17 protein-coding genes and 1 riboswitch are annotated in these 17,724 nt (G+C 38.6%); of the genes, 7 read left to right on the forward strand and 10 right to left on the reverse strand.

What is annotated here, in order from left to right:
- Window positions 1-30 precede the first annotated feature (30 nt).
- Entirely contained in the window at window positions 31-957 is a 927-nt protein-coding gene (gene folE2 / locus B6A32_RS01645; protein ID WP_085301016.1) for a GTP cyclohydrolase FolE2, read from the reverse strand.
- Between the two features lie 368 nt (window positions 958-1,325).
- On the opposite strand from folE2, the gene B6A32_RS01650 reads away from it, so the two are divergent.
- Window positions 1,326-1,673 carry an Hpt domain-containing protein gene (locus B6A32_RS01650; RefSeq protein ID WP_085301017.1) on the forward strand — a complete coding sequence of 116 codons (348 nt, stop codon included), beginning with the start codon at window positions 1,326-1,328 and terminating at the stop codon, window positions 1,671-1,673.
- A 90-nt stretch (window positions 1,674-1,763) separates the two neighbouring features.
- Here B6A32_RS01650 and arcA read toward each other — a convergent pair whose 3' ends face one another.
- From arcA to B6A32_RS01665, 3 genes are all read right to left on the reverse strand, one after another.
- Window positions 1,764-2,465, reverse strand: a complete 702-nt coding sequence (gene arcA / locus B6A32_RS01655) for a two-component system response regulator ArcA (protein WP_085301018.1) — start codon at window positions 2,463-2,465, stop codon at window positions 1,764-1,766.
- A 331-nt stretch (window positions 2,466-2,796) separates the two neighbouring features.
- Complete coding sequence (locus B6A32_RS01660) at window positions 2,797-4,410, reverse strand: sensor histidine kinase (RefSeq protein WP_085301019.1); 1,614 nt, start codon at window positions 4,408-4,410, stop codon at window positions 2,797-2,799.
- Between the two features lie 83 nt (window positions 4,411-4,493).
- Window positions 4,494-5,543 carry a methyltransferase gene (locus B6A32_RS01665; protein WP_233131291.1) on the reverse strand — a complete coding sequence of 350 codons (1,050 nt, stop codon included), beginning with the start codon at window positions 5,541-5,543 and terminating at the stop codon, window positions 4,494-4,496.
- A 329-nt stretch (window positions 5,544-5,872) separates the two neighbouring features.
- On the opposite strand from B6A32_RS01665, the gene B6A32_RS01670 reads away from it, so the two are divergent.
- The 5 genes from B6A32_RS01670 to B6A32_RS01690 all read left to right on the forward strand — a co-directional run bounded on the left by B6A32_RS01670 (window position 5,873) and on the right by B6A32_RS01690 (window position 11,937).
- The gene (locus B6A32_RS01670; RefSeq protein WP_158088437.1) at window positions 5,873-7,114 is read left to right on the forward strand and encodes a DsbA family protein; all 1,242 of its coding nucleotides are present in this window, start codon (window positions 5,873-5,875) and stop codon (window positions 7,112-7,114) included.
- Window positions 7,115-7,411: 297 nt separating this feature from the next.
- Window positions 7,412-7,650: riboswitch (Lysine riboswitch) on the forward strand.
- 80 nt (window positions 7,651-7,730) lie between these two features.
- The gene (gene dapA, locus B6A32_RS01675; protein WP_085301021.1) at window positions 7,731-8,741 is read left to right on the forward strand and encodes a 4-hydroxy-tetrahydrodipicolinate synthase; all 1,011 of its coding nucleotides are present in this window, start codon (window positions 7,731-7,733) and stop codon (window positions 8,739-8,741) included.
- Window positions 8,738-9,487, forward strand: coding sequence for a 2,3,4,5-tetrahydropyridine-2,6-dicarboxylate N-succinyltransferase (locus B6A32_RS01680; RefSeq protein ID WP_085301022.1), 750 nt, complete (start codon window positions 8,738-8,740; stop codon window positions 9,485-9,487). Before dapA ends, B6A32_RS01680 begins: the two co-directional genes overlap by 4 nt.
- Before the next feature lie 9 nt (window positions 9,488-9,496).
- Complete coding sequence (locus B6A32_RS01685; protein WP_233131292.1) at window positions 9,497-10,759, forward strand: PLP-dependent decarboxylase; 1,263 nt, start codon at window positions 9,497-9,499, stop codon at window positions 10,757-10,759.
- Window positions 10,760-10,788: 29 nt separating this feature from the next.
- Window positions 10,789-11,937 carry a succinylglutamate desuccinylase/aspartoacylase family protein gene (locus tag B6A32_RS01690; RefSeq protein ID WP_085301023.1) on the forward strand — a complete coding sequence of 383 codons (1,149 nt, stop codon included), beginning with the start codon at window positions 10,789-10,791 and terminating at the stop codon, window positions 11,935-11,937.
- Between the two features lie 82 nt (window positions 11,938-12,019).
- On the opposite strand, the gene yjgA is transcribed toward B6A32_RS01690, so the two are convergent.
- A complete protein-coding gene (gene yjgA / locus B6A32_RS01695; RefSeq protein WP_085301024.1) occupies window positions 12,020-12,538 on the reverse strand; it encodes a ribosome biogenesis factor YjgA in 519 nt (172 codons plus the stop codon).
- Window positions 12,539-12,643: 105 nt separating this feature from the next.
- On the opposite strand from yjgA, the gene pmbA reads away from it, so the two are divergent.
- Window positions 12,644-13,999: a metalloprotease PmbA gene (pmbA, locus tag B6A32_RS01700; protein ID WP_085301521.1), complete on the forward strand. Its 1,356-nt coding sequence runs from the start codon at window positions 12,644-12,646 to the stop codon at window positions 13,997-13,999.
- Between the two features lie 51 nt (window positions 14,000-14,050).
- On the opposite strand, the gene mgtE is transcribed toward pmbA, so the two are convergent.
- The 5 genes from mgtE to hpf form a co-directional block, all read right to left on the reverse strand.
- Window positions 14,051-15,409, reverse strand: coding sequence for a magnesium transporter (gene mgtE, locus B6A32_RS01705; RefSeq protein WP_085301025.1), 1,359 nt, complete (start codon window positions 15,407-15,409; stop codon window positions 14,051-14,053).
- A gap of 392 nt (window positions 15,410-15,801) precedes the next feature.
- On the reverse strand, window positions 15,802-16,080 hold the full coding sequence (locus B6A32_RS01710; RefSeq protein ID WP_085301026.1) for an HPr family phosphocarrier protein: 279 nt from the start codon (window positions 16,078-16,080) through the stop codon (window positions 15,802-15,804).
- Between the two features lie 5 nt (window positions 16,081-16,085).
- Window positions 16,086-16,940 carry an RNase adapter RapZ gene (rapZ, locus tag B6A32_RS01715; protein WP_085301027.1) on the reverse strand — a complete coding sequence of 285 codons (855 nt, stop codon included), beginning with the start codon at window positions 16,938-16,940 and terminating at the stop codon, window positions 16,086-16,088.
- Between the two features lie 6 nt (window positions 16,941-16,946).
- Window positions 16,947-17,399, reverse strand: a complete 453-nt coding sequence (gene ptsN, locus B6A32_RS01720) for a PTS IIA-like nitrogen regulatory protein PtsN (protein WP_085301028.1) — start codon at window positions 17,397-17,399, stop codon at window positions 16,947-16,949.
- A 29-nt stretch (window positions 17,400-17,428) separates the two neighbouring features.
- Window positions 17,429-17,716, reverse strand: coding sequence for a ribosome hibernation-promoting factor, HPF/YfiA family (gene hpf / locus B6A32_RS01725; RefSeq protein WP_085301029.1), 288 nt, complete (start codon window positions 17,714-17,716; stop codon window positions 17,429-17,431).
- Between the last annotated feature and the right edge of the window lie 8 nt (window positions 17,717-17,724).

Below are 17,724 nucleotides of genomic sequence, written 5' to 3' on the forward strand. Positions count from 1 at the left end.
TACTGCTTATCCAGTGTTCAGGTTATTTATTTAAGGTTGGTAACCGTCCACTAAGCCTTTGGTTGTTACACTGACAGCATCATGAGCATGTAATGACTCTAAATGGTTAATACGTAACCAAAAGTCATCAAACTGCTCAGTAGCATTCATGGTGTACTGCAAACGGCGAGCAGCATCTTCACAAAACATTAAGTTTTGACCATTCAAACGAGCGAACTCTTGCTCATCTTCGCGTTTTACCGCTGCTTGTACTGGCGTTTTAAGTGAGTTTTCAATTAAATCAACAATATCGGTAATCGGGAATTCTGTTGTGGTGTTGTTTAGTTTAACTTTTACTTCAGCAACCGAACGTTGGCTATGTGGGGTTGCCACAATCCCTTCAGTCGTACCAAGCCACTCATGTACAGAAGCTAAGTCGGCATCAGCTTGGTCAATAAACCTTTCTTTAAAGGCTTGTTGAATTAATTGACGAGCTAAAGCTGCAGAGCATGGACAAGTTGACGAGTAAGGAACATCAACCGTGAGCTCTATATCAAGTACACCTTTATTTAAGCGGCCGGTAATAGTAACAGGGTAAGCTTTCCAACCTTGTTTACCACTAATCAAAGACTTGCGACGTAGATGATAATCAAAACTAAATTTAACTTTTGCGTTATCGCTAAGATCTTCATGGCTGCTGATAAAACCGTCTAACAAAGTCACTAAACTTTGATGAGTTAAAACATCCGAAGTTGAAAGTTCGTCAATTTGTAAATACAAGCGCGACATATGAATGCCTTTAGCTTTCGGCTCTTTAAGGTTTACAAAGGCATCGATATGGGCTGAAACCATACGTTCAGATTGGCCTTTTGAGGCAACCATGATAGGCATTTCTATATTACTCATGCCGACCCAATCCAAAGTCCCCTCAGTTTGTGCTGTGGTGTGATTTGCTATATCAGGCATTAATGTTGGCATTTTGACTCCGCTATTCGCTGTGCACTAAGTAAAGGGCTATCTATGGTAACTTCAGTACTTAGTAAAATTATAATCGGCATTAGTATCGTAAGAATTGCGATAGTTTTCACAAATATTTTGAAAAGTAGTGAAATATAATGCAGTGACCCTGAAAAAGGCGGCTATTTTGAACGAAATATCTGCTAAAAGCAATGTTTGTAATAGCTAGCTTGAGATTGTTCTAGTATATGGTAGTTGCAATTAATATCTGTTATAAATTGTTGCTAAATAGGAAAATATGATGGTAATAATGTTTTTTCAGTTAGTCGAAAAAAATCATCAAATAATAAAACGACATAGTTAAATTTTTTTGTCGTATAGGAGGCTTCATGGGCGCAACTAAGCACCTAGATTTAACGTTAATAGATGGTTATTTAGAAGCGTTAGATATTAGTGTTATCAAGCAAATGTTAGATTTATATGTTGAACAGTCTTCATTATATATGGAGGATATTCAACATGCGGTCAATAGTGATGATAGTAAAGCATGGCAAGAGCATTGCCATAAAATGAAAGGTTCAGCGGCGAGCGCAGGTTTAAAACTAGTACACCAGAAATTAGTTTATTTAGAGAAAACGGGTGAAAATAGAGATTATAAGCAACAGCAGGTTAAAGCGCTTTTAGCACTTAATGGCGAAGCTATTAATGCATTCCAACAATGGTTACTTGGCAAATAACTCAATAAGTTTACCTTGTTGTAGTGGTTTTCCTGAGACTTAAATTTAAGTTTGTACTAGCAGGGTACTTAATACCCTGCTCAAAGCCGCTTAATCTATTTGTCCAATAAAACGGTAACCTTCGCCATGAATTGTGTTGATTAATTCCTGAGCGTTTTCAACTGATTCAAAGTGCTTACGAAGGCGTCGAATAGTAACATCAACCGTTCGGTCATTTTCACGTAAATCTCTACCTGTCATTTCTTTAATTAATTGCTGTCGAGTAACAATTTTTCCCGCATTCGCTATAAGTAAACGAAGAGCTCTATATTCGCCACGAGGAATCGAGATTACCGTATTATCTGGCGTAGTAATTTTTCGTGAGTTACCGTCAAGCGACCATTGATTAAAACTTACAATGGCGTTATTACCTTCACTTTGGCTTGATGACATTCGATTTAATATATTTCGTGCTCGAATAGTTAATTCTCGAGGGTTAAAAGGTTTAGTTAGGTAATCATCGGCGCCTATTTCTAAGCCTAAAACTTTGTCTATATCACTATCGCGACCGGTTAGGAAAATTAAACCTAAGTTATTATTGCGGGTTAATTCACGCGCGAGTAAAAGGCCATTTTTTCCTGGCAAATTAATATCTAAAATGACTAAATTAATGATATTACTTTTTAGGGCGCGCTCCATGCTATCACCGTCTACTGCTTCTGACACTGTATAACCTTCAGCTTCAAATAGATTTCGCAGGTTAAAGCGTGTTACGTCTTCGTCTTCTACGATTAAGATATGAGGTTTTTGCATGTTCTTTGTCCAGTTCTGTCAGAATAAACTCGTATTCTGATTGATTTTAAGGGGTTTTATATTCCAAGCTTGTACTCATCAACCACCAAAAAGCAATAAAATATCGACTAATGTTATAGACGCTAATGGTATAGAAGCTAGTGTTAAAAAACAATCAATAGCATAACAATAAGGAGGTTTTTATCGCCAAGTATGCGTTGAGTAGGTAACATTAATATAGATTTAGCTTAGGCTTATTTTTGGCCTGGTTCTGGTTAAATTTAGTAAAGGTGCGCGCTAAATGTAATATTATTGTAAATACCAATTACCATTCATTTAAAACTATTAAGCATTAATTAAACGGAAAATTTATTTCAATACTCACACCTTGATTTAATTCACTGTTCAGTAATATTGAGCCGCCAAGTGCTTGAGTAACTAAGTTATAAACCAAGTGCATGCCTAATCCACTTCCACCTTCACCACGCTTAGTTGTCGTAAATGGTTCGAACACTTTATGTTTGATAGATTCATTTACACCGACACCATCATCTTTAAAAAGAATGTTGAGCTGATTACTTAAAGACATAACAGTGATCGAAATACGTCCCTGATCTTTGCCTTCAAAACCATGTATAACAGAGTTCATAATCAAATTAATTAATATTTGATTAATAGGTCCAGGTTTACTCGTAATATTTAAACTGTCAGGGCAATCAATATCAATGATATAAGGCAAGCTATGTAATTGTGGCCTCAAAGTTAGCAGTACTTCATTTAATAACTCTTTTACGTTAAACGTTCGCGTGTCTTCACTTGATTGGTCAACCGCTACTTTTTTAAAGCTGGAAATAAGATCGGCAGCGCGATTAAGGTTGCGATAGATAATGGCAATATTCTCAGAACCGTCATTCAAAAACTTCTTAAGTTGGCTAGATTTTAATGTTTTGTTGTCAAAAGCGGTTTTAATTTCATCTAATCTATCCGCTAAGAGGGTAGAAGCAGTTACACCAAGGCCAATGGGGGTGTTTACTTCATGGGCAACGCCAGCAACCATATCGCCAAGAGAAGCCATTTTTTCACTTTCAACGAGCTGACTTTGAAACTGGTGTAGCTTTTCAAGAGTAGAAAGCAATTCTTGATTCGATTCTTTTAACGCTTGAGTACGTTTATTTATCTTGTTTTCAAGTTCTTGTGAGTGCTCTAAACTTTGTTGCTCGGCGGTATCTAGCTGCAATATTCTTTTTTCCATACGTGAAAAAAGAATATTGATATTGCGCGATAGAATATCAGCTTCGCGATAAGGCATAGCTTTACAAGCTTGTAAGAAATTTCTTTGTCGTGAAGCTTGTTGTACTGTGCTAGCTAACGAATAAAAGGGAGCGCTTAGATAACGCTCAAGCCGAAGCGCTATAAAAACGGCGATTAAAGCAACGATACACACAACAATAAAGCTAATAATGATTAACTGATCTCTGATCTGAGTCATACTTTCATTATTGCTTTGTAGGTATATATAACCAATTTTTGTGTTTTCTACTTTAATCGGTTGCATATACTCTAAGTATGTATCCGTATATTTTGGCGTTTGTAAATTGATAATACTGCTAGATTTTTCTGCAATGGCCGTGCGTTGTTGATTACGCTTATAACTATAAAAAAGCGTCGGCTTTTCATCCTGGTTACCTAATTTGTAAATATGAAGATAATTTAAATTGGGCACATGAGCAGGTAGAGTGAAGTTATCAAGTAAAGCCTGACGCTTAGCATTAATAATATAGGTAATACTTTCATTACCGAGAACATCTGCCCAATGTTTGATCTGTGAAACTGAGTTGGCTTTAAAACTATTGTTATACTTTATGCTTACTATGGTAATGCTTAAAATAGACAATAGTGAGATAGCACCTATGATAAATATCAGGCAGATTCGACGAATAGACCAAACAGGTTGGGTTATTGGCATGCAGTACTTTACTCAATTATGATGGTAATAAATTGATTGTAGAAAACCTTATTGCTTTCAACAATCATTTTGTCAGAGTTATTTTATTTTTTAGTGTTTAAATAGCATTGATAAACAGCAAAACCTTTTTTAATAATTAAGGTTTTTGTGTCGCCTATTGCTTTCTCCATAATGGGTAAATACTTTAGAAAACTATTTGCGACAACAGTAATACTGCCTTTGCTGGATAGGTTTTGCTTGATCTCAGATAAAAACTGCTCTGTTGCAGCATAATGTGTTTTTACCCCTTGGTGAAAAGGAGGGTTTGAAATCACAAAGTCATAGCTATTTTTAACATCAGATAAGCTATTTGAAGCAATATATTCACCACTTAATTGGTTCAAACTTAAGGTTGTTTGTGCCGAGTGTAATGCCAAGGCACTAACATCAACTAAGGTGAGTTGTGTTGTTGGATGCACGGTACCGATATAGGCTGCAATTACCCCTGCGCCACAACCAAAATCCAATACTTTGCCGTTGATTACTTCAGGTAAATTTTCCAGTAAAACTTCGGTACCAATATCTAGAGAATTTTGACTAAACACACCTGGTAATGCGGCTATTTTTAAGGTTTTATCTTGTACCTGAATTGAATAGTATTTATAAAAGCTTTGCAGATCGAAACTTGGTAGTGACGCTTTAAACTTAGCAATATACATTAAACAATGTCGGGCAGCATCGGCTTTATTGCAATAATCAAGATAATCTGTGCCTAGTTTATCAGCAGATTTAACACCGCCTTTATTTTCACCAACAATAACGATAGTGGCATCTTCAGTCATTGAATTCGCTAGCATTGCTAGGGTAAAAGCAAACTCAGCCTTACTTTTAGGGAAATGAATTATCGCCATGTCGTGTTTGTGCTTGGCGATATATTCAACACAAAAGTGCGCACTAATCTTGGCATTATTTAATTGCTGATAAGCTTTATATTGGGCATAGTTTGTGTGGTAACTATCAATACTTGCCTTGCTGTAGTGGTTAAGGTATTGGGTAATAAAACCGTGGTCTTCAATATTAACCAAAAGAGGTCTTGTTGCTGATAAACCGTCAATATTGCGCATTAATAATTGATTAATGTTACTCGTAGCCATTAAATTACCCATTTTGGTGAAAGTATTGTTATTGTTTGAGCTTAGCCTTTTAAAGCAAGGCCTGGCTGTGTAAACAAAATTATCTCAATGAAGCTCAGTCATTAAAGCTAAGCTAATAAAACTAAGTTAAATGAAACATATCGAAATGAATCATACTGATTTAAGTATAATTCATTTATCTCGCTAAAATTAATATGTCATAATGCGGCGCATTCTACGCGAATAAAATTATCTCGCCATCATTAGTCCATAGGGAATTAACTATTTTTAATAAAATGTTATTGCGACTAAAAATAAAATGGTTACAAAGCCTTTACCGAACAAAAATATTGATTTTTCGTTATTTTTTAATTGGACGTTTTTTAGGTCGAAAATCAAAAGCGGAAGTTTATCTTTCATTAAATGATCCACATAGCTTTATGCTAGTGCAGATGCTATCTCGTTTAGAAACGAATTATCATCTTAAGTTTAAAGTGCTTTTTATTTGGGGAACTTTACCCGGCATTACTATTTGTCCAAAACTATATCGTCAATGGGCAATTAAAGATGCTAATTTAACCGCAGCACAATTTAACTTAATTGAAATTAAAGACGAGCCTACATCGGCTTCTTTAACCACAGGTCAACAGGCTTGGCAATTACAAGTTAATAATATCGCCAATGCAGAGCAAATCTTTATAAATACTTGGGGTAATAAGTTCGAAGAGCACTTTCAAACCTCAACCCCGACTATTAATCATCAAGTTAAAAACCAACTTCGCTTAAAAGCAAAAGGGCATTACGCCCCAGCAAGCATTTTTTTTGCAGGCACTTGGTATGTAGGGGTTGAGCGTTTATATCACTTTGAGCGCGTGTTAAAAGAACTGCTATTAATAGATGAATTAAGTGAAGTGTTCATGACAACACAACCCCTAAGTTACGCTGTTAAACCACCATCCTTCCCAGATAAAATAGTGGATATGCATGCGAGTAAAGCTGTAACTGAATCGGTTGCACCGATAGTGATATATTTGTCTTTGCGAAGTCCTTACTCCTATTTAGGCTTTGTTAAAGCCATTGCGCTAGCTGAGCAATGTCAGGTTGAACTCGTTATTAAGCCTATTTTACCGCTATTAATGCGCGGAGCGCCTATGCCGGTTGTTAAGCAAAAATATATCTACCTTGATGCTTTTCGTGAAGCCAAAAAGCTAGGCATTGAGTTTACTGGGTTTACAGACCCCTTGGGGGTTGGTGTTATAAATGCTTATCGTTTATTTGCTTGGGCGCAGCAACAAGGTAAAGCTGTAGAGTATATGTTGGCTTGTTTTAAAGCGATTTATGTTAAAGGTATCGACTTAGCAAATCATGAAAACCTTGAAGATATTTTTAAAGAATTATCGCTAAATATCGAAGATGCCTATGCTTTTCAAGCGCAGCATGACTGGCAGCAGTGGGCAGACTTAAACCAAATTGATTTAACCAATCTTAACCTATGGGGCGTGCCTAGTTTTAGTTATGGGAATGTTAGTTATTGGGGACAAGATAGAATTCCAGCCTTGGAGAAGGAAATAAATTACCTCCGAGATAATTAACCTGAACTTGGATAAGCAGCACTTGCTCAATGCTCCCTTTTAACCGATTTCCAAGGCAAAAATGAAGCATTGATGGTGGCTATTCGTGATGTTCACCTTGCTATAGTATTTACTTTACTAGCTAAGCTTTTGATTCACTTGTGTATCAAGCACTCATTATCCAGAGTTCAGGTTAGTTAAATTTAATTGTTAATATAGACGTAGAGCTCTATTGACTGTACTTATATTTAAATGTTTTAATATTGCAGTCCCTTATTCCAGTGAGATTAATCATCAAAGGTTAATTATCACTAATATAGGGCCAGAAGAGGAGCGTTAGCCAGGTAATTATTGTGAAGAGATCAAACTCTAATGAGCAATAATGAGGGGGTATAACGCCGAGGTAATTATATTTTTGATGATGTAATTATCGGTTGTTAAGGCTTAATTGTTTTTATTCATGATTAAGTTTTTTATTTTCCGAACAAATTGAGTTCGTTGAATACTAGGTTGAATCCTTGCAACTGTCACCTAATAGGTGGAGAGCTTCTGGCCTTTGTTAAGGCCAAATTTCGTCCTTGAAATTTTGCCTCTACAAGCGCCTATAAGTTCTCCGAGCGACAAGAGTTCGAGAGAAATGAATCAAAACAATTCGAAAGAAAACCCACAAACATCAGATCAACCTTTGGTTTGGACTGCACTCATAACGCCATTATTTGATAATGACGAAATTGACTACGACAGTTTACACAAACTAGTTTTACAGCAAAACTCTGCCCAAAATGGCATTTTATTACTTGGCAGCACAGGTGAAGGGCTGGCATTAACCGCGACAGAGCATTTAAGTATTGTTGAATACGTTTGCGCTATGGCGTTACAAGTGCCGATCATGGTTGCCGTTGGGGGTTATAACCTAAAGGAGCAACTTGCTTGGATTGCCAAGTGTAATTCCTTGCCAATAGATGCTTATTTGCTTGGTAGCCCTATTTATGCAAAACCAGGTCCTGTCGGACAAAGGTTATGGTTTAACAGCCTACTTGATGCGGCTAACTTTCCTTGTATGCTTTATAACGTGCCTTCGCGTAGTGGTGTGGAAATTTCAATTTCGACACTGCAAGCATTACAAAGTCATAAAAATTGCTGGGCATTAAAAGAAGCCAGTGGTGACCTTCATAAGTTACTCGCCTATAAAGAACATTGTCCTGAGCTAGCATTATATAGTGGCGAAGATGCCATGATGCCTTATCTTGCCGGCGCTAAGGTTAAGGGTTTAGTGTCTGTATGTGCGAACGTTTGGCCAATGGCAACTCGACAATATGTAGCGATGGCATTAGCACATCAAAATGAGGGACTTTTCCCGCTTTGGCATAAAGCAATCGCCGCACTATTTCAGGTGGCAAGCCCTATTCCTGTAAAGGTGTTAATGGCTGAACTTAAATCAATCAGCAGTGCGCAATTACGCTTACCTTTATCTCATAAAGAAATTGCTGAGAAAAGTGCCTTGCTTGAAGTACATCAAACAATTCAACAATGGCTTGAGGCCAACGCTAATCATCCTTTAGCCCATGTACACTCAATCGAAAGCATTTGCAGTGTAACCGAACTACATTATTCAACCCCCACTAACTTACGAGAAGTAAATTCATGAACTGGCAACAAACATTAGCAGACTTAGAAACAGGTAAAACTAGATCAGCACAACAAAATAACGATGGCTCTTGGCAAGTAAATACCGACGTAAAAGAAGCAATTTTAGCGGCATTTAAAGCAGGAGAAAATATCGAGTTTGACGGAGCATACAAAGGCTTTGTTGATAAACATAATTTACCTGCGCGTGAATTTACCGTCGCCGACCAAGTAAGAATGGTGCCGGGTGGTTCGTCAGTTCGTCGTGGTGCTTATGTTGCGCCTGGCGTAATTATTATGCCGCCAGCTTATATTAACGTTGGAGCATTTGTAGATACTGGCACCATGGTTGATAGCCATGCATTAATCGGTTCATGTGCGCAAATAGGTAAAAATGTGCATGTTTCTGCGGCGGTACAAATTGGTGGAGTACTTGAACCTATTGGTGCTAGTCCAGTAATCATTGAAGATAATGCCTTTTTAAGTGCTGGCGTAATTATTGTTGAAGGTATCGTAGTGAAAAAAGGTGCGGTGTTAGCACCAGGCGTATCTTTATCAGCTTCAGTGCCAGTGTATGATTGTGTAAACAATCTGATGTTAGAGAAAGGTGCTGATATTCCTGAAAATGCGGTAGTTGTGCCAGGTACGCGACCTGTTAAAGGGGGTTGGGCTGAGCAACAAGGGCTTAACATGGCTTGTGCGTTAATTATTAAGTATCGTGATGAAAAAAGTAATGCAGCTTTAGAGCTTGAATCTGTATTGCGCTAGGAACTAAAAATGTCTGCAATGTTAAACACAGCAACTCGGCCAAATTGGCTGAGAAAGTCTGTCATTAAATCACTTATCGCGTATCAGCAAACTCAGCAAAGCGGTGCTGAGCTCATTGAAGATGAAGTTGGTTTTTTTCTCTACGATTTAGATTATCTAGCGCAGCACTTGTCAGGGTTGATGCAACAAGATGTGATTAAACTTTGGTTTGCGGTAAAAGCTAATCCACTGTCTCGTGTAATTTCGACCTTAGCACAACAAGGTTTTAATTTTGACGTTGCAAGTCAAGGCGAGCTTAGTCAAGTATTGGCACAAAAGGTTTCGGCTGACAGAATACTTAATACGGGACCGGCAAAGTCAAAGCAACAAATGAAAGCATTCTTAACGCAAGGGGTTAATACTTTTGTTGTTGAAAGCTTGAACCAATTGCAATGGCTGAACGAAGCGGCCAGCGAACTATCTTGCCAACCCCAAGTGTTACTTAGAGTTCAATTACAGTGGGCTGAAGGTGAGAAAAATCCATTAGGTGGTAATGAAGTCACCGCCTTTGGTTTATCTTGTCAAGAGTGGCAAACCATCAAAGTGACCGACTTTCCGGCATTAAATATCAATGGCTTGCATATTTTCCAATGGGGAAATATGTTGAGTAACGAGCGCATGTTCGAACTGTGGTCGCAAATGGTTACTCCTTTATTATCGCTGGCAGAGCAATTAGAAATGACGCTTGAAGTGCTAGATTTAGGTGGTGGCTTAGGCGTAGATTATTTGCAAACTGGGCAAAACTTAAGTTGGGAGCAAATAGTTGCTGATTTAGCAAAAATAAAAAAACGTGCTGGTGTAAGCGAACTTTGGTTAGAGTTAGGGCGTTTTGCGGTTGCAGAAATGGGTTATTACGTTACTTCAGTGGTTGATCGAAAACAAAATTTCGAGCAACAGCAATTAGTACTTGCTGGTGGTATTAACCATTTAATTCGCCCTGCTATTACTGAACAACCGTTTCCTGTGGCTATGGTTCGAGAATCAACAGCAAGCCCTAGTGCTTTTGATTTACACGGGCCGCTTTGTACCAGTTTAGATAAACTAGGAACTTTGGCAATAGCTAATGATGTGGGCATTGATGACCAATTAATTTTTGGTTTAGCCGGCGCTTATGGGTTTACTGAAAGTATGCCATTTTTCCTTTGTCATCCAATAGCGGCTGAATATGTTATTGAACAAGGTAAAATTGAGCAAATACGTGTAGCTCAACCGGCTACTTGGTATTTACGTTAGTATGGTCAACACCTAACTTAAGGTTAACTATGAATTTAATTAGCAAAGAGGTCATGCATGTCGGTGAAATGGCCAGTGGGGCAGCACTTACGGTACCCGTTTATCGCATTAAAGGTAGCGACCAAGGGCCTAACGTGTATATTCAAGCCAATATGCATGGTGCAGAAGTACAAGGTAATGCGGTTATTTTTCAGCTGTTAGAGTTGTTAAAAAACATTGAATTAAAAGGCAGTATTACACTTGTGCCTTATGCAAATCCTGTCGGGTGCAATCATAAAAATGGAGAGTATACGCTAGGACGGTTTGACCCCATTACCGGGGTAAACTGGAATCGTATGTACCATTTTGACGAAAGTATTATTGAGCCGTTTGCTCAAGCGCATTTAACTCAGTCAAATGTCGAAATAGCGCAAGCTTTTCAAGCGTTAATGGTTGAACAAGTATCACAAAAACTCAATCACACGGTATACGGAATTACGACAGGTCAACGTATTGCATATCAACTGCAGTTGTTAGCGCATCAAGCCGATCTTGTCTTAGATCTACATACCGGGCCAATATCAAGTAAGCACTTGTATTGCCCTGATTACGCCAGAGCAAGTGCTGAGTATTTTGATATTCCCCATGTGCTATTTATACCAAATGGCTTTGATGGCGCACTGGATGAAGCCACCTTTTGTCCTTGGTGGTATTTACAGTCAAAACTTGCTGAGTTAGGTCGAGATTTTCCGATCACGAAAACGGATTCTAATCAGGGAGTAAACGCGATTATTAAAGAGAGCTTTACGGTAGAGCTTGGTTCACAAGAGCAAATTGATTTAGATGTTGCCCATGAAGATGCGTTAGGTATTTTAAGTTATTTACAATACCAAGGTGTCATTAATACTGAGCAATATCAGCCCAAAGCCATGACAAGATATAGTTGTTTATTAGAGGACTACAAAGCGCTGTATTCGCCAATGGGCGGTATGGTGGATTATCTCGCTGAATTTGGAAAGCCTTTACCTGCGGGTGAACCTTTAGCGCGGATTCTTCGCATGGACAATTACGGTGACGGCGACCCTTTGCACTATATCAACTTAGATCACAGTGTTATTCCTATTTTGCACTTTGCCTCGGCGAGTGTAAATCAAGGTACAGAGCTTTATAAAGTATTTAGTAAGTACAGTATTTTATAATGACCAAGATTTAAAAACAAAAACGCCTTGATATTTGATGATATCAAGGCGTTTTTTACATTGTTTTGGCATTTATATTGTTTTAAAAAACTACGTGTTCTTTCAAATAAGCAAATAAATCACGGTAATGCTTACCCACTTTTTCTGCTTTGTGCTCTTTTTTCGCCTGGCGCACTAGCTGCCTAAGCTTTTGTCTTTCCATGCTAGTAAATTCAGCGAGTAATGCTTCAATAGGTTCGTTGCCTTGTGCGATAAGCTCATCACGCATGTTTTCAAGTTTTTCAAACTTAACAGACTCTTGCTGATGTTTATTTGCCATAACATCCATTGCTTGTTTTATTGGCTCAAGATCTGTTTCAGCTAATATTTTGGCAATGTGGCGAACATGGCGACGTAAAGCCTCATGCTTATTGGTAATTTTGTCCGCTAATAACATTGCGGCTTTCAAATCATCAGATAAAGGTAACTTGCTGCGTTGATGTTTCGACATTTTGACGAGGACAAGACCAAAATCTTGCAGTCGATGCATTTCGCGTTTTATTTCCGACTTACTTAGTAATTCTTCTTCTAATTCATCGATATCGTTAGCAGAGTGGGGCATAATGTTAAGTATTAAAGTGATAATTACCTATAGTATACAACAAAGCAGGAGCAGCAAAAACATTCCTGTAGTTTGTATCGATAAAATATGAGAAATAATTTACCTATGAGCGATTCTGATAGTATCCAAATGCAAATAGAACACGTTAAAAAGCGTGTAAATGACGCCATGTCTATGGCTAAATCACTGGGAGCCGATGGTGCTGAAGTAGCAATGAGTCGTCAACAAGGCTTGAGTGTGAGTACACGCCTAGGTGAAGTTGAAAATGTTGAATTCACTAATGATGGTGGTTTAGGGATTACTGTTTATAAAGGTGGTCGTAAAGGTAGTGCTTCAACAGCGGATTTATCTGAGAAAGCCTTAAAGCAAGCGATTGAAGCGGCGGTTAATATCGCAAAATATACTTCAGTTGACGAATGCTCAGGCATGGCTGATAAAGAACTCTTAGCCATGAATCCGCCAGATTTGGATTTATATCACCCGCAAGAGTTAACCACAGAGCAAGCGATTAGCTTAGCGAAAGAATGTGAAGATACCGCTTTAGCTTATGACAAACGCATTACTAATTCAGATGGTGCAACCTTAGCAAGTTTTGAAGGTTTTAAAGTTTACGGTAATAGCCATGGGCAAATCGTTGGCTATCCAAGTACCCGTCACAGCTTAAGTTGTGTGATGATCGCCAATGAAGGTGATGACATGCAGCGCGATTATGCTTATACCGTTAGTCGCGAATTTAATGCCATGGAAAGTGCCGCTAAAATAGGCCAGCAAGCTTCTATCGAAGCATTATCAAGATTAGGTGCGCGTAAATTAGCAACCACTAAAGTACCTGTTATGTTTCGTGCTGATATTGCTAATACACTTTTTGGGCATTTTATCGCTGCGATTAGTGGCGGCAACTTATATCGTAAATCGTCATTTTTAATGGATTCAATAGGCAAACAAGTTTTCCCTGAATTTTTAAGTATTAGCGAACGTCCTCATTTGAAAAAAGCCTTAGCTAGTGGCGCATTTGATGCTGAAGGTGTTGCGACTATTGATCGTGAAATTATTACCGATGGTCGTTTAGCTACTTACCTTTTAACCAGTTATTCAGCACGTAAAATGGGCCTTCAAACAACGGGTCATGCCGGCGGAATTCATAACTGGCAGCTTGGTATGCAAGGTGATGGCAAAGGCGGTGATTTTGATGCTATGTTAAAAACTTTAGGCACGGGCTTATTAGTCACTGAACTGATGGGCCAAGGTGTTAATGTAGTTACGGGCGATTATTCAAGAGGTGCGGCAGGTTTTTGGGTTGAAAATGGTGAAATCGCTTATCCAGTTGATGAAATTACCATCGCCGGTAAACTACAGGATATGTTTTCAGGTATTGTCGCAATAGGTAACGATACCGATATGCGTGGCAGCATTCGTACCGGTTCAATTATTATTAATGAAATGCAAATAGCAGGAAGTTAACAAACAAGTTTGAAGTTATTAGCTGACAGCTTAAAACTGACAGCTTTTTTGTTACCCTAACATTAACGTTGCTGTGCCTAAAAAGGCGAATATACCTACTACATCGGTTACGGTTGTTAAAATCACACTGCCGGCTAATGCAGGGTCAATGTTCATTTTTTTCAGCATAAGAGGCACGGTAACACCAGCAATACCGGCAGCGGTCATGTTCATTAGCATGGCAAAAGCGATAATGGCACCTAGCATAAGATCTTGCTGCCAAATGGCCACCACTGAAGCAATTAAAACTGCCCAAATTAAACCATTAAAAAAGCCGATGGCTAACTCTTTATATAATAGTATTCGTGAATTACTTTCACCAACATGGCCAAGCGCCATACCGCGAATAACTAGCGTCAACGTTTGATTACCAGCAACACCCCCCATACTAGGGACAAGCGAGTTTAGCACTGCTAAAATGGCTAGTTGATTTAATATACCTTCAAACATACTAGAGACAGCAACGGCCATTAACGCTGTGATTAGGTTTACACCCAACCAAATAGAACGACGTTGGGTACTTTTTATTACCGGTGCAAAGGTATCGGCTTCGTCATCTAAACCCGCCATACTCATCATGGAATGCTCGGCTTCTTCACGAATAATATCAACGACATCATCGACTGTAATACGGCCAAGCAGGCGACCTTCGTGATCAATTACTGGTGCAGAGAACCAGTCGTAACGTTCGAATAACTGCGCGACATCTTTTTCGTTTAGATCTGCGGTAATCGCTTGAATATCTTTATCAATTAGGTGCGAAATAATAGTTTCGGCTTTGGCGGTTACTATGGATGATAAAGAAACTGCCCCGATGAAATGATCTTCGCGGTCAACAACATAGAAAGAGTCGGTTGCTTCTGGCAACTTGCCGCGTAAACGTAAATAGCGTAACACCACATCTACCGTAACATCGGGCCGAATAGAAATGGTATCGGTATTCATGATACCGCCGGCGGTGTCTTCTTCGAATGAGAGCGCTGTTTCTACACGGCTGCGATCTTGCCAGTCCATGGCATTTAGCACTTCTTGATAAACACTGTCAGGTAATGTTCTGAACACTTCTGCTAAATCATCAACGTCCATACCTTCTGCGACGGCAGCAAGCTTTTCAGGGTTAATGTTTTTAAGAATACTTTTTCGAACTTCTTCGTTTAGTTCTTCGAGTACGTCACCATGATGATCAGCATCAATTAATTGCCAAAGTGCCATTCGGCTTTTGCTAGGAGACGACTCTAAAAGTAGGGCAAGATCGTATGCTGGCATGTCTTGCAGTAATTTTCGGACATAGACAAACATACCGCTATCGAGGGCAGTATTTACCTGTTGTAGGCGTTGATGACTGTATTCTTGTTCGGAAACTTCCGGCATATTTTTACCTTTTGCCGCTACAAAAATGAAAACTATTAAAGATAAATTTGTTATCGGGTGCTATTTACGGCTGTGCTAATTAAAGCTTACGTTGACCCAAACAGCCTTTATTGTAAAAGCCTATTATTAACGTTCTATTAAATGATGCCTATTGGGTAAAAATTCGATTAAATCAAAATGTAAAGTATTTCGATTTTTCAGGCAGCGCCTATTATGAATATGCTTGAGGTAATTCGATTGTGCTAAATTACCAACTTTAACGATAAGTTAGCTAATTCATTATTTTATAGGTTATCGAATGTTAATATTTAACGGGTTGAGTTTACCGTAATTTTTGATATTTCGCAGCTTTTTTATTGACTTAACAAAGTATTGAATTAATCGAAGTACTGTTATTCAGCTTCATCAAATTTATTACTAAACAGTTGGCAAATTTCATCGAGAGCAGATTCTGCATCTTCACCGGTGGCCACTACTTTAACGGTTTTTCCTTGCGCGCCGGCAAGCAACATCAACCCCATAATACTATTTGCATCTGCATGATTTTCATCTAATTCAATAGTGACTTTAGCGGTGAATTTTTGGCTCATCTGTGCCAGTTTAGTTGCCGCTCTAGCATGCAGGCCAAGCTTGTTAATGATCAGTACATTGCGACTGGCTTGTATATTCATCAGCGTTAGCTACTGGCAACAGGTAAGTCACGATGACGAGACTGTACGTCTTTACGTTCTTTACGCAGATTATTTGCAAGCAGTTCAGTAATATATACGGAACGATGCATACCGCCGGTACAACCAATAGCAATGGTAATATAACTACGGTTATTTCTTTCTAAGTGCGGCAACCAAGTCATCATAAAGCTATTAATTTGCCAAACAAACTTAGTGACTATGGGTTGGCTAGCGAGGAAGTCTTGTACTGGTTTGTCTAAGCCGGTGTAGCCTTTGAGTTCTTTATCCCAAAATGGGTTTGGTAAAAACCGTGCATCAAAGACATAATCTGCATCTTGTGGTACACCATGCTTAAAGCCAAAAGATTCGAAAACCACCACCATAGAACCCGATTTTTTACCTAGAACCCGCTCTCTCACTAAGTCAGCTAGCTGGTGTGGCGTTAATTGGCTGGTATTGATATATAAATGTGCACGACTTGCAATAGGTTCAAGCAGCTTTTTCTCTAACGCCATTGCTTGATCTAGGGCTATATTTTGTCTAATAAGTGGATGCAAACGACGAGTTTCACTGAAACGTCGAATAAGGTCGCTATCATCAGCATCGAGATAAAGAAGGCTTAATTCAACGGCGTTTGGCAAATACTCAATAATTTCTGGAACATCGTTTGGATCAGCGGGTAGGTTTCGAACATCTAAGCTTACGGCAACAGTTTCATAATCATTAATAACGGTATGAATTAAAGCCGGCAATAAATTGACCGGTATGTTATCAACACAATAGTAGCCCAAATCTTCTAATACACGCAGCGCAACACTTTTACCTGAGCCTGAACGGCCACTGACAATAATTAACTTCATTGAGGTTTAACTCGCCTGTTGAATTAACTGAAACAGTTCTTGATTATTTTGACATTTACGCACTTTTTTACAAAATTGCTTTTCACGAAATATTTTAGCAATGCTTTGCAGAGTACATAGGTGATTCTGACATTCGTTTTCTGGCACGAATAGCGCGATAAAAATATCTACAGGACGATTATCTATAGCGTCAAAGTCAATGGGTTCTTCAGTTGTAATAACAACCGCAATCGGTTGGCAGGTATTATCTATGCGTCCATGTGGAATTGCTATGCCATTTCCTATACCGGTTGTGCCCATTCTCTCGCGCTTTACAAGGCTCTCTAAAAGCTGAAATGTATTATGTTCAGGCAATTTTTCGGCAGCTAGACTACTTAAGTATTCTAGAATACGTTTTTTACTGGAACCCGGAGCCGCACAAATAGTGCAGTCCGGAGTTAAGATGTCTTGCAACTTCATAAACTTATAAAACCTAAAGCGACATGGCGCTAATGTTTGTTGATTTTGCCTTTGTATTTCAATATTTGGCGATCTAATTTATCAATTAATGCATCAATTGAAACATACATATCATTATGCTCCGCTTTCGCATGTACTTCTGAGCCACTTAAATGCACCGTTGACTCAGCAATTTGATTTAACTTTTCTACGGTTAAAACCACATGAACATTATTAATATGTTCAAAATGGCGTTCGAGTTTTTCGAACTTTTCATTAACATAATCACGTAATGAGTCGGTAACATCGACATGGTGTCCACTAAGATTAATTTGCATATGCTTAA

It is taken from the genome of Colwellia polaris (genome assembly GCF_002104515.1).
Lineage (GTDB): Bacteria > Pseudomonadota > Gammaproteobacteria > Enterobacterales > Alteromonadaceae > Cognaticolwellia > Cognaticolwellia polaris.